The organism is Kineosporia sp. A_224 (genome assembly GCF_002198655.1).
Classification (GTDB): domain Bacteria; phylum Actinomycetota; class Actinomycetes; order Actinomycetales; family Kineosporiaceae; genus R-H-3.
Genome location: NZ_MWLN01000229.1, coordinates 31,978 through 44,412, shown reverse-complemented (window position 1 = coordinate 44,412; position 12,435 = coordinate 31,978). Strand labels below are relative to the sequence as shown.

The 12,435-nt window shown below is 76.4% G+C and carries 12 protein-coding genes and 1 pseudogene; 5 read left to right on the top strand and 8 right to left on the bottom strand.

Annotated elements, in window-relative coordinates; genetic code table 11:
- Positions 1-148: 148 nt before the first annotated feature.
- From EDJALFJO_RS31010 to EDJALFJO_RS30980, 7 genes are all read right to left on the bottom strand, one after another.
- A complete protein-coding gene (locus EDJALFJO_RS31010) occupies positions 149-586 on the bottom strand; it encodes a DUF2752 domain-containing protein (protein ID WP_233150139.1) in 438 nt (145 codons plus the stop codon).
- Between the two features lie 20 nt (positions 587-606).
- On the bottom strand, positions 607-837 hold the full coding sequence (locus EDJALFJO_RS31005) for an HGxxPAAW family protein (protein ID WP_088290413.1): 231 nt from the start codon (positions 835-837) through the stop codon (positions 607-609).
- A gap of 71 nt (positions 838-908) precedes the next feature.
- Positions 909-1,565, bottom strand: a complete 657-nt coding sequence (locus tag EDJALFJO_RS31000; RefSeq protein ID WP_158220631.1) for a Trp biosynthesis-associated membrane protein — start codon at positions 1,563-1,565, stop codon at positions 909-911.
- Positions 1,566-1,567: 2 nt separating this feature from the next.
- Positions 1,568-3,106 carry an anthranilate synthase component I gene (locus EDJALFJO_RS30995; protein WP_198950809.1) on the bottom strand — a complete coding sequence of 513 codons (1,539 nt, stop codon included), beginning with the start codon at positions 3,104-3,106 and terminating at the stop codon, positions 1,568-1,570.
- 77 nt (positions 3,107-3,183) lie between these two features.
- Complete coding sequence (hisI, locus tag EDJALFJO_RS30990; protein ID WP_088290407.1) at positions 3,184-3,597, bottom strand: phosphoribosyl-AMP cyclohydrolase; 414 nt, start codon at positions 3,595-3,597, stop codon at positions 3,184-3,186.
- A gap of 123 nt (positions 3,598-3,720) precedes the next feature.
- Positions 3,721-5,559, bottom strand: coding sequence for an ABC transporter ATP-binding protein (locus EDJALFJO_RS30985; RefSeq protein WP_088290405.1), 1,839 nt, complete (start codon positions 5,557-5,559; stop codon positions 3,721-3,723).
- Complete coding sequence (locus EDJALFJO_RS30980) at positions 5,556-7,511, bottom strand: ABC transporter ATP-binding protein (protein WP_088290403.1); 1,956 nt, start codon at positions 7,509-7,511, stop codon at positions 5,556-5,558. Before EDJALFJO_RS30980 ends, EDJALFJO_RS30985 begins: the two co-directional genes overlap by 4 nt.
- Before the next feature lie 63 nt (positions 7,512-7,574).
- Between EDJALFJO_RS30980 and EDJALFJO_RS30975 the strand changes: the two genes are divergently transcribed.
- Complete coding sequence (locus tag EDJALFJO_RS30975) at positions 7,575-8,207, top strand: TIGR03085 family metal-binding protein (protein ID WP_088290401.1); 633 nt, start codon at positions 7,575-7,577, stop codon at positions 8,205-8,207.
- Between the two features lie 33 nt (positions 8,208-8,240).
- On the opposite strand, the gene hisF is transcribed toward EDJALFJO_RS30975, so the two are convergent.
- The gene (hisF, locus tag EDJALFJO_RS30970; protein WP_088290399.1) at positions 8,241-9,011 is read right to left on the bottom strand and encodes an imidazole glycerol phosphate synthase subunit HisF; all 771 of its coding nucleotides are present in this window, start codon (positions 9,009-9,011) and stop codon (positions 8,241-8,243) included.
- 24 nt (positions 9,012-9,035) lie between these two features.
- Here hisF and EDJALFJO_RS30965 point away from each other — a divergent pair, with 24 nt between their 5' ends.
- From EDJALFJO_RS30965 to EDJALFJO_RS36635, 4 genes and pseudogenes are all read left to right on the top strand, one after another.
- Positions 9,036-9,686, top strand: a complete 651-nt coding sequence (locus tag EDJALFJO_RS30965) for a hypothetical protein (protein WP_198950806.1) — start codon at positions 9,036-9,038, stop codon at positions 9,684-9,686.
- 10 nt (positions 9,687-9,696) lie between these two features.
- On the top strand, positions 9,697-10,935 hold the full coding sequence (locus EDJALFJO_RS30960; protein WP_088290397.1) for a GNAT family N-acetyltransferase: 1,239 nt from the start codon (positions 9,697-9,699) through the stop codon (positions 10,933-10,935).
- A gap of 166 nt (positions 10,936-11,101) precedes the next feature.
- The gene (locus EDJALFJO_RS30955; RefSeq protein WP_143448891.1) at positions 11,102-11,761 is read left to right on the top strand and encodes a hypothetical protein; all 660 of its coding nucleotides are present in this window, start codon (positions 11,102-11,104) and stop codon (positions 11,759-11,761) included.
- A gap of 137 nt (positions 11,762-11,898) precedes the next feature.
- Positions 11,899-12,435, top strand: a pseudogene (locus tag EDJALFJO_RS36635) (MauE/DoxX family redox-associated membrane protein); the annotation flags it as partial.

Genomic DNA, 12,435 nt, shown 5'->3' with positions numbered 1-12,435 from the left:
GCGCGCCGTACGGCGAGGGGGGCGGCGGGGTACCGGGCGTCGGGTCCTCGCCGGGGGTACCGGTGGTGCCGGGGTCGTTCGTCACGTCCTGACCTCTCGTGGATGTGTCTGTGCGCAGGTGCGCCGCAGCCTAGCGATCCGCGCCGGGTCAGGGGGCCAGCCACGCAGCGGCCGGCAGCCAGCGGACCACGCCGAAGGCCAGGACGAGGACGAAGGTCACCCACGTCACGCGTGGCGACGGGGCGGGCAGCACAGCGGCCGGGCCGGTCCCCTCGGGCGCGTCGGCGCAGCGGCGGACCCAGCGCACCCACCACACCGCGGCGACCGGGAGCATCGCGACGACGACGAGGTTGCTCGAGAGCGCTCCGACGACGTCCCCGTGGGTGAGGTCGTTGACGGCGCGCAGGCCGCCGCAGACCGGGCACGGCAGGCCCGTGAGCGCGAGGAAGGGGCAGGTCCCCCAGCCGCCGGCGTGCGGGTCCCGGACCCGCAGGGCGACCGTCGCCGCGACGACGGCGCCTGCCAGCCCCCACGGGGCGAGCAGGCGTCGTGACGTGCGGCTCACCGTTCGCGTCAGCGGCTGCACGGCGGGTGCGTCGGTGGACGTCAGTGGGTGCCGGCGCCGTACCCCATGGAGGACAGCACCTTCCATGCGACAGCGCCGATGACGACGACGACACCGCCGGCGATGCTCACCCAGAGGCTGAGGATGCCGACGCCGATCGAGGAGACGAGGAAGCCCAGCATGATGAGGGCGACGCCGGTCCATGCCGCCACGCTGTTCCCGTGGTCCTGCTCGTAGTCGTGCGCCGGCGTGGTTGCCTGGCTGTCGGTCATGGTTCTCCTCCCGGGTCGCGGCCATTGTGCCAGGTCGCCCGGGCGCGGTGCCGCACCACGGGCGTGACGTGTCACGTCGGCGGCGCGTCGTCCGCCGTCGGGTCGGTGCCGTCGGAGAGGGCGTCCCAGGTGTCGTAGGCGCGGTCCCGCGCGGTCGCCGCACCGGCGTCCGGGGTGCTGCCCGTGGCGGCCGCTCCCGCGGCCGTCGCCGCGGCCCCGACGACGGCAGGCGCCTCGTAGCGCCGCGACGGCCCGGCCCAGCGCCGGCCGCGGACCAGCGCGACGACGGCGCCGGCGAGCACGAGCAGGCCGGCCGCGGCGCAGACCGTGGGCCAGGCCGTCGTCGACGCGACGAACCCGCCGCCGCTCGTGATCCGGGCCCCGGTCACCCGGGCCACGGCGTCGGCCGCGGCGCCCCCGAAGCCGTCGGCGCCCGAGGCGAGCGGGACGGCGACCAGCCCGGCCCCGCAGAGTGCCAGCAGCACGGCCACGACGGACCGGACGACGAGACCGGACGTGAGCAGAGCGACGGCGCCGGCGAGGGCCACGAGCCCGAGCGCCGACCCGGCGGGTGCCGCCTCCCGGCCGGAGACCGGGATGGCGCCGCTCACCGCGGACACGGTCGCCCCGAGGGGCGTCACCGACAGCCAGGTGCGGCCGCCCGCGAGGATCGCGAGCAGCCCGCCGAGCACGACGAGCAGGGCCGCGAGCCCTTTCGACGAACGCACCGTCAGGCCTCCTCGCCGCCGGCCGCGCGCAGCGTGGACGCCGTCGCGACCGCCCGCAGGACGGCGGCCGCCTTGTTCCGGCACTCCTCGTCCTCGCGCTCGGGCACCGAGTCCGCGACGATCCCCGCGCCCGCCTGGACGTACGCGACGCCGTCGGCGAGCAGCGCCGTCCGGATCGCGATCGCGAAGTCCATGTCGCCGGCGACGTCGAGGTAGCCGACGACCCCGCCGTAGAGCCCGCGCCGGACCGGCTCGAGCTTGTCGATGATCTCCATGGCCCGCGGCTTCGGGGCGCCCGAGAGGGTCCCCGCGGGGAAGGTCGCCTGGAGCACGTCGTACGCCGTCCGGCCCGGGGCGAGGTCGCCCTCGACGGTGGAGACGAGGTGCATGACGTGGCTGTAGCGCTCGACCTCCATGAAGTCGACGACCTCGACCGACCCGGGCACGCAGACCCGCCCGAGGTCGTTGCGCGACAGGTCGACGAGCATGAGGTGCTCGGCGCGCTCCTTGGTGTCGGCGAGGAGCTCGTCGGCGAGCGCGGCGTCCTCGGCGACCGTGCCGCCGCGGGGCCGGGTGCCGGCGATCGGGTGCGTGATGACCCGGCCGTCGCGGACCTTGACGAGAGCCTCGGGGCTGGACCCGACGACGTCGAGCCGGCGCCCGGCCGGGTCCGTCGTGCGGTACAGGTACATGTAGGGGCTCGGGTTCGACGCCCGCAGCACCCGGTAGACGTCGAGCGCGTCGGCCGGGCAGTCGAGGTCGAAGCGCTGCGCGAGGACGACCTGGAACACCTCGCCGTCGCGGATCGCCTCCTTGCCCTCGAGCACCGCCGACACGTACTCCTCGCGGCTGCTGCGGCCCTCGACGCCGGGCACGTCGGCCCCGGCGCCGCCGACCGCGGCGTGGACGGCGACCGTGCTGGCGGCGGGCTGCGCGAGCCGGTGCGTCATGGCGTCGAGGCGCGCGACGGCGTCCGCCCAGGCCTCGTCGACCCGGTCGTCCGTCGCGTCGTAGTTCACCGCGTTCGCGACGAGCAGCACGGTGCCGTCGCTGTGGTCGAGCACGGCGAGGTCGGTCGCCAGGCTCATCGACAGCTCGGGGACGCCCAGCTCGTCGGTCGTCGTGTCGGGCAGCCGCTCCCAGCGCCGGACGACGTCCCAGGAGAGGAACCCGACCATGCCGCCGGTCAGCGGCGGCAGCCCGGGCAGCCGCGGCGCCGACAGCGCGGCGACGGTGTCCCGCAGCGCGAGGAGCGGGTCGCCGTCCGTCGGGACGCCGACCGGCGGCTCACCGAGCCAGGTCGCCCGGCCGTCCCGCGCGGTGAGCGTCGCCCGGGACGCCGCCCCGACGATCGACCAGCGCGACCACATGCCGTGCTCGGCGGACTCGAGGAGGAAGCTGCCGGGCCGGTCGTCGGCGAGCTTGCGGTAGACCCCGATCGGGGTCTCGCCGTCCGCGAGGAACCGGCGGACGACGGGGATGACCCGGCGGTCCCGCGCGAGCACCCGGAAGGTCTCCAGGCTCGGCCACGTCGACCCCAGCGAGAGGTCGGGGACCTCGTGCGGCGCAGGCCCTGCGGACGTCGGCGTCGCGTCGGTGACGGCCTCGGGGGTGGTGCTCACTGGTCGGTTCCTTCCGTCGTGACGTCGTGCGTGACGTCGTGCGTGACGTCCTTCGTGACGTCCAGGGCGCCGGCGTCGAAGCACGTGCGGTCCCCGGTGTGGCAGGCGCCGCCGACCTGGTCGACGGTGAGCAGCAGGGCGTCCCCGTCGCAGTCGAGCGCGACGCCGCGGACGAACATGGCGTGCCCGGACGTGTCGCCCTTGCGCCAGTACTCCTGCCGGGACCGGCTCCAGAAGGTCACGCGGCCGGTCGTCAGGGTGCGGTGCAGCGCCTCGTCGTCCATCCAGCCGACCATGAGCACCTCGCGGGTGCCGTGCTGCTGGGCGACGGCGCAGACGAGCCCGTCGGCGTCCCGCTTGAGACGGGCCGCCACGGCAGGGTCGAGCGCGGTGTCGGTGATCCGGGGCACGCGCACATCCTCCCGTACCGGACCGGTCGCCCGTGCCCGTCATCCCCCTCTGAGGCAGATCGCCGTGCATATCGAGGCCGATCTTCCTCAGAGGGGCCTCGCGAAGCGGGGACGACGCGCGGGTCAGGCGGCGCGCTGCTGGGCGCGCCAGCTCGCGTGCAGCCGCTGGTAGACCCCGCAGCGGGTGAGCAGCTCGTGGTGCGGGCCGACGTCGAGGACCTCGCCGGCGTCGACGACGACGACAAGGTCCGCGGCCTCGGCGGTGCTCATCCGGTGGGCGATGGCGACCGAGGTGCGGCCCTGGGTGACGCCGTCGAGGGCGCGCTGGATCCGCACCTCGGTCGCGGGATCGACGGCGGACGTCGCCTCGTCGAGGACGAGCAGGTCGGGGTCGGCGAGGTAGGCGCGGGCGAGCGCGACGAGCTGGCGCTCCCCCGCCGAGAGCGACTCGCCGCGCTGGCCGACCTCGGTCGCGAGGCCGTGCGGCAGGCCGAGCGCCCAGTCGAGCAGGCCGAGCTCGGTGAGCGCGAGCCGCACCGCGTCGTCGTCCGCGCCGTGGGCGCCCCACGCGATGTTCGCCGCGAGGGTGTCGTCGAGCAGGAACCCCTCCTGCGGCACGAGGACGACGCGCTCGCGCAGCGACGAGAACCGCACGTCGCGCAGGTCGACGCCGTCGAGGAGGACCCGGCCCTGCTGCGGGTCGGCGAGCCGGGTGAGCAGCTTGGCGAGCGTCGTCTTGCCGGAGCCGGTCTCGCCGACGACGGCGACCCGGGCGCGCGGCGGGAGCTCGAGGCTGATCCCCTTGAGCACCGGCTCGCCGCCGGGGTAGGAGAACCAGACGTCCTCGAAGCGGCACTCGATGGGGCCGCGCGGCAGCGCGACGCCACGCTCCCCCGGGTCGGCGACGTCGGCCGTCGTGTCGAGGACGGCGAGCACGCGGCGCCAGCCGGCCGTCGCGTTCTGCAGCTCGTTGAGGACCTCGGTGCCCATCTGGACCGGCCCGGTGAACAGCTGCACGAGGAAGAGGAAGGCGAGCAGCTCGCCGAGCGTCAGGGAGCCGCCGACGCCGGTGAGCAGGCCGACCGCGACGACGGCCGCGACGACGAGCCCGGAGACGAGGACGCCGCCGGTGAAGCTCGCGGCGACGAGCACCTGGGCGCGCATCGCCACCTTCGCGTGCGCGCCGACCGCGGCGTCGATCCGCTCCTGGGTGCGGCCCTCGACGCCGTAGGCACGGATCGTGTCCGCCCCGACGACGGACTCCGAGATCGCGCCGAGCATGTCGCCGACCCGCACCCGGACCTGCGCGTAGGCCCGGGACACGAGGCGCTGCAACGGCCGGAAGGCGAAGAACAGCGGGAGGAAGCAGCCCCAGACGAGGAGCGCGAGCTGCCAGGAGTAGACCGCCATGAGGACGGTCGCGACGAGGAGCTGCCCGGTCGACAGCACGAGGAGCAGGCCGCCGAACTGGATGAACGTCGAGATCGTGTCGACGTCGCTCGTCACCCGGGACACGAGGGCACCGCGCCGCTCGGCGTTCTGGCTGAGCACCGACAGGTCGTGGACGTGCCGGAAGGCCTTCGTCCGCAGCGTCGCGAGGCCGGCCTCGGTGGCCCGGAAGATCCGCAGGTTGGCGACGTACGACGACACCCCGGTGAGCAGGACGCCGACGGCCGCGGCCATCGCGAGCCCGACGACGAGCCCGGGCCGCGGCCCGGCCGGGCCGTTGATGCCGCGGTCGATCGTCTGCTGGACGGCGATCGGGACGACGACCTTGCCGGCCGTCGACACGAGGGCCACGAGCAGCGTCACCCGGACGCCGCGGGTGATCTCGGGCGACACCTCGAGCCCGCGCCGCACGGTGGCGACGACGCCGCGGCCGGACGCCGTCGCGATCGTGCTCGAGTCGTGGGAGCCGGTCGCGGCCCGTGCGGTGCGGGACGCCCGGTCGGTGGTGCTCATGAGATCTCCTGCGGCGCGACGTCCGCCTGCTCGGTGCCGGGGCCGGTCTCGCCGGTGTCGGGCGTCGTGCCGTGCTCGCGGAACGCGGCGCGCTCGGCGGCGTCCCGCTCGTAGGCGGTGACGAGGCTGCGGTAGCCGGGGGTCGAGGCGAGCAGCTCGGCGTGGGTGCCGCGGGCCGCCACCCGGCCGTGCTCGAGGAAGACCACCTCGTCGGCGAGCGAGATCGTCGCCATCCGGTACGCGACGACGACGACCGTGGCGCTCTCCCCCGCCCCGCGCAGCCCCTCGAGGATCTGCGCCTCGACGCGCGGGTCGACCGCGGACGTCGCGTCGTCGAGGAGCAGCAGCCGGGGCCGGCGGACGAGCGCCCGGGCCAGCGCGAGGCGCTGCCGCTGCCCGCCGGACAGCGACGCCCCGCGCTCGCCGACCCGGGTGTCGAGACCGTTCGGCAGCGCCGCGACGAACCCGTCGGCGCGGGCCAGCCGCAGCGCGGCCCACACGTCGTCGTCGGTGAGCGTCCCGGTGAGGTCGACGTTGCCGCGGACCGTGTCGTCGAAGACGAAGGTGCTCTGCGGCACGAGCGCCGCGGCCTCGGCGACGCCGCCGCGGCGCAGCGTCCGGACGTCGACCCCGTCGAGCAGCACGTGCCCCGAGCGCGGGTCGACGAGTCGGACGAGCAGCCCGGCGAGGGTCGACTTGCCCGAGCCGGTCGGCCCGACGACGGCGACGGTGCGCCCGGCCACGACGTCGAGGGTGACGTCGAAGAGCACCGGCACGTCCTCGCCGTCGGGGCCGACGTGCGCGTAGCCCGCGCCCGCGACGGCCAGGGCCGCCGGGCCGGACGACGCGGGCCGCGGCTCGGCGTCGCCGTACGCCATCCCGTCGCCGGCGTCGAGCACCGAGCTGACCCGCTCCCAGCCGACGACGGTGCGGGGCAGCTCGCCGAGCACCCAGCCCAGCGCCCGCACCGGGAAGGAGACGAGCGAGAGCAGGTAGGCGACCTGGACGACGTCCCCGGTGACGATCGCGCCGGAGCGGACCCGCCACGTGCCGACCGCGAGCACCGCGAGGACGCCGAGCGTCGGCAGGCCCTCGATGACCGGGTCGAAGGTGCCGCGGGTGCGCCCCACGGCGACGTTGGCGTCGCGCAGGGCGTCGGCGGTCGCGGCGAAGCGGCGGGTCTCGGCGTCCTCGCGGCCGAGGGTCTTGACGACGAGCGCGCCCTCGAAGCTCTCGTGCGCGACCGACGAGACGTCCGCGCGCAGCGCCTGGGCCCGCATGACGAGCGGGCTCATCCGGCGCTGGTAGACGATGTTCGCCGCCATGAGCGCCGGGATGACGAGCAGCCCGACGCCGGCGAGCACCGGGTCGGCGGCGACCATCGCGACGCCCGCGACGGCGAGCATGACGGCGACGCCGAGCGACATCGGCAGCGGCGCGAAGACGCCCCACGTCGCCTCGACGTCCGCGTTCGCGTTCGACAGGAGCTGCCCGGCGGGGTGCCGGTGGTGCCACGACAGCGGCAGCCGCAGGTACTGCCGCGTCACCGCGCGCCGGTAGCGGGCCTGGAGCCGGTACATCGTGATGCCGCCCGCGGCGCGGCGGACGACGACCCCGACGGCGGTGAGCAGTGCGACGAGCGCGATCGGGCCCGCCGCGTCCCACACCTGGGCACCGGTGACCCGGCCGGCGACGAACGCCGGGGCGATGACCGAGTCGGTGACCCGGCCGAGCACGTAGCCGCTGCCCGCCGTGCCGGCGCCGTACAGGGCGCTGCCGAGGACGGCGACCCCGAAGATCACCGGTTCGTCGCGGATGCCGCGGCCGACGACGCGCAGACCCCGGCGGACGACGTCGCGACGGTCCGGGGTCCCGCTCGGGTCACCGGACAGGTCGTCGGCGGGCACAGCACTCCTTCGTGGGCACGGCAGCAGGGCGCCGCGCGAGGTCATGGGATGACTTCAACCATCTCACGGCCGGTTCGCATCCCGCCGCCCGCGTGCGAGGATCCGCCCGTGCCTTCCTACGCCAGCCGCGAACGTGCCGCGCTCGTCGAGGCCCTGCGTGGCGCCGGGCCCGACGCCCCCACCCTCTGCGAGGGCTGGACGACGCGCGACCTGGCGGCGCACCTCGTCGCGCGCGAGCGCCGCGCCGACAGCGGCCCCGGCCTCGTGCTCGGGCCGTTCAGCGGCTGGACGGAGCGGGTCCGGCGCGGCTACGCGGCGAAGGACTACGCCGAGCTCGTCCGGCTCGTCGAGACCGGGCCGCCGCTGCTGTCGGCGTTCTCGCTGCCCGGTGCGGACTCCGCGGCGAACCTCACCGAGCACTTCGTGCACTGCGAGGACGTCCGGCGGGCCCGGCCGGGCTGGGCACCGCGCGACCTGGACGCCGGTCTGCAGGGCGCGCTCTGGAAGGTCGTCACGGTCCGGGCGCGGATGTTCTTCCGCAAGAGCCGGGTCGGTGTCGTCCTCGCCACGCCGGACGGCCGCCGGCACGTCGCCGTGAGCACGGAGCCGTCGGTGACGCTCACCGGCGAGCCCGGCGAGCTCGTCCTCTACGCCTTCGGCCGGACGACGCACGCCCGGGTGACGGTCGACGGCGACCCGGACGCCGTCCGCACCTTCGAGGGCACCCCGCTCGGGATCTGAGCCACCGCGCCGCCCGGGCCGGTCGGAGGACGGCTACCGGACGACGACGCCCGCGGCGGCCATCGCGGCCTTGACCTCGCCGATCGTCAGCTGCCCGAAGTGGAAGACGCTCGCCGCGAGGACGGCGTCCGCACCGGCGGCGACCGCCGGGGCGAAGTGCTCGACCGCACCGGCGCCACCGCTCGCGATGAGCGGAACGGTGACCCGGGCCCGGACCTCGCGGAGCATCTCGAGGTCGAAGCCGGCCTTCGTGCCGTCGGCGTCCATCGAGTTGAGCAGGATCTCCCCCGCGCCGAGCTCGGCCGCGCGGTGCGCCCACTCGACGGCGTCGATCCCGGTGCCCCGGCGGCCGCCGTGCGTCGTCACCTCGTAGCCGGACGGCGTCGTCGTCCCGGGCGGGCAGCGCCGCGCGTCGACGGACAGCACGAGCACCTGGGCGCCGAACCGGTCGGCGACCTCGGCGATCAGCTCGGGCCGGGCGATCGCCGCGGTGTTGACGCCGACCTTGTCGGCGCCCGCGCGCAGCAGCCGGTCGACGTCGTCGACGGTCCGGACCCCGCCGCCGACGGTGAGCGGGATGAAGACCTCCTCGGCCGTGCGGCTGACGACCTCGTAGGTCGTCGCCCGGCTGTCGGCGGACGCGGTCACGTCGAGGAAGGTCAGCTCGTCGGCGCCCTCGGCGTCGTAGCGGCGGGCGAGCTCGACGGGGTCGCCGGCGTCGCGCAGGTCGGCGAAGTTCACGCCCTTGACGACGCGCCCGGCGTCGACGTCGAGGCACGGGATGACGCGGACGGCGACGGGCATGGACTGCACCCTAGGCTGCGGCCCGTGGACGACGCGACGCGGATCCCGGGTGCCGGCGAGGTCGGCACCGACGGCGCGGCCGTCGCGACCGTGGCCGCCGTCCGGGCGCTCGTCGCGGCGCTGCCGCCGACGGCCGCACCGGTCGTCGTCGGGGTCGACGGGCCGAGCGGCGCCGGCAAGACGACGTTCGCGGACCTGCTCGCCCGCGGGCTGCGCGGCCCGGACGGCGGGCCGGCGGTGCCCGTCGTGCACCTCGACGACCTCTACCCGGGCTGGGACGGCCTCGACGCCGCCGTCCCGCGGCTCGTCGACGGCGTCCTCGCACCGCTCGCGAGCGGTCGCCCGGCGGGCTACCGGCGCTGGGACTGGGCCGCCGGCGCCGACGGCGCGACGGTCGCCGTGCCCGCGGCGCCGCTGCTCGTCGTCGAGGGGGCCGGCTGCGGCGCCGTGGCCTGCGCGCCCTACCTGTCGCTCCTCGTCTGGCTCGACGGGCCGCCGGCCTGGCGCCGCGAGCGGGCGCTGGCGCGCGACGGCGCGACGTACGGCCCGCACTGGGAGCGCTGGGCGGCCCAGGAGCGGGCGCACTTCGCCCGCGAGGGCACCCGGCCCCGGGCCGACCTCGTGCTCGAGCGCGGCCCCCGGAACTCGGTGGGCGACGGCGCCCCGCCCGGCTAGCGTCTGCGGGGTGAGCCTGGACTTCCGCACCGTGGACCCCGCCTCCCCCGCCCTGACGAGGTTCCTCGAGAACGTGGCGTTCGTCTTCCACGACGACCATCCCGTGACCGCGGAGCGGGTCGACGCCCGGCGGCCGTTCTACGCCGGCCAGCGCCTCACGGGCGCGTTCGACGGCGACCTCTGCGTCGGCACGTTCCGGTCCTGGGACACCACCCTCAGCGTCCCCGGGGGCAGCGTCGTCGCGGACGCCGTGAGCACGGTCACCGTGCGCCCGACGCACCGGCGCCGCGGCGTCCTCACCCGGCTCATGCACGACGACCTCGCCGCGGCCGCCGGCCGCGGCGTCCCGGTGGCGATCCTCTTCGCCTCCGAGGGCCTCATCTACGGCCGCTACGGCTACGGTGTCGCGACCCGGACGGCGTCCGTCGAGGTCGACGTCCGGCGCGCGCACGTGCACCCGAGCGCTCCCCGGTCCGGCCGGGTCGACGTCGTCCCCGGCGCGCGCGCCCGGGAGGTGGCCGAGGCCGTCTTCGCGGCGGCCCGCCGCCCCGGCGAGATCGACCACTTCCCGCACTGGTGGGACTCCTACTTCGGCACCGCGACGATGCCCGGCGACACCCCGCCGCTGCGGCACCACGTCGTCCACACCGCGGACGACGGCACCCCGACCGGGTTCCTCGGCTACCGGGTCAAAGAGGACTGGCAGGAGCGGTCGATCGAGACCGTCGTGCACGTCGACGAGCTGCGGGCCGCGACGCCGCAGGCCTACGTGGCCCTCTGGCGCTACCTCGCCGAGCTCGACCTCGTGAAGACGGTGAAGGCCGGCGAGCGCCCGGTGGACGAGCCGCTCACCGGGCTGCTCACCGACGTCCGGGCCGTCCGGCTCGGGCCGCTGCTCGACTTCCAGTGGCACCGCCTCCTCGACCCGGCGGCCGCGCTGTCGGCCCGCCGCTACGAGCGGCCGGGCACGGCGGTCCTCGAGGTCGTCGACCCGGTCGGCGGCTGGGCGGCGGGCACGTACACGCTCGAGGTCGGGGACGACGGGCGCGGGGTCTGCACCCGGACGCCCGGTGCGAACGCCGGCGTGACGCTGCCGGTCGACGTGCTCTCGGCCGTCTGGCTCGGCGGCGGGGACCTGCGCGCGGCCGGCTGGGCGGGGCTCGCCGTCGAGCACTCGGACGGCGCCCTCGCGGGACTGGCCGCGCTGCTGCGGACGGCGGAGCCGCCGTACTCGGGAACGATCTTCTGATCCGGCACGGTCTGCTGCACCGGCGCGATCGCCGGACGGCCGGGTGACCTTGGTCCCTGGCCGCGGTCCGATCCGGCCCGGAGGCCCGTTCCGGGGCGCGAACACGGTCAGGTGACAGGCCCTCGGTGCCGATCGAGCACACATGTGGCCGACGTACAGTGAGCGCGTGCCGGCGTCCACGACCGTTCCGAGCGCCCCTCACCGGGTCGCGCGCGCCGTCGTCGTCGCCGCCCTCGTCACCCCGGCCGTCGTCGCCGCCCACCTCCTGACCCGCGGGCAGCTCCCCGGGGCGACCGGCCTCGCCGCCGTCGCCGCGCTCGCCGGGCTCGTGACACTGCTCGTCCCGGCCGGTGGCCGGTTCCGGCTGGCGACCGTCGTCGTCACCGCCCAGGTCGCCGGTCACACCCTGCTCGCGCTGACCACCCCTGGTGGCGCCGGCGCAGGCTGCCTGCCGGCGGTCGGCCGTGGCGCCCAGGCGGGGCTGCACCTCGCGATGCTCCGCGCCGACGCCGTCTGCGCCCCGGGCACGTTCGCGGCGGGCCCGACCCTGACCGCCCTCGTCGGCGCCGTCCTCACCGGGGTCGCCGTCGTCGCCGGCCACGTCGCGCTCGGCGCCCTCGCGGCCCGGCTCGTCGTCGCCGGCGAGGTGCTCGCCGCGACCGTCGCCGACCTCGTCGCCGTCGTCGTGCCGGCCCTGCCCGCCCGCGTCGCGCTCGTCCCGGTCGCGCCGCGCCGCACCCTCCCGGAGGACGACGAGCGGCCCGTGGTCGCCCGGCTCGACGGCCCGGCGCCGCTGCGCCGGCGCGGCCCGCCCGTCACCGTCTGACCGTCGTCCGACCTCGCGGCCGACCTGCCGCCCTCGCGCCCGAGCGCGTCCCCGCACCGCCGTCCGCCCCGCGCGGCGACCACCGGTGCGCCGTCCACGCCCCACGACCACCGGGCCCGCCCCGGTACGGAGTCCCCATGACCACCCTGACCACCCGCCTCGCGGCGGGCCGGCCGACGTGGCAGCCCTGGCTGTCCACCGCCGCCCGGCTGTTCCTCGCCGGCGTCCTCGCCGTCGCCGGCTGGCCCAAGCTCCTCGACGCCGAGGGCACCGTCCGCAGCGTGCGGGCGTTCCAGATCCTCCCCGAGGGGCTCGTGCGGCCCTTCGCGTACGGGCTGCCGATGGTCGAGCTGGTGCTCGCGCTCCTGCTCGTGCTCGGCCTCGGCACCCGGATCGCCGGCGCCGCGACCGCTGTCCTCATGATCGTGTTCCTCGGCGGCATCGCGTCCGCCTGGGCGCGCGGCCTGGCCATCGACTGCGGCTGCTTCGGCAACACGGGGAACGCCGTCCCCGACCCGGTCCCCGGCTACGTCCGGGACATCTTCCGCGACCTGCTGTTCCTCGGGGCCGCCGTGCTGCTCACGCTGAGCCCGCGCAGCCGGTTCTCCGTCGACGGGCTCCTCGGGCTGACGCCCGAGCCGCTGCCCGCCCCTGAGCCCGTCCCGTCCACCACC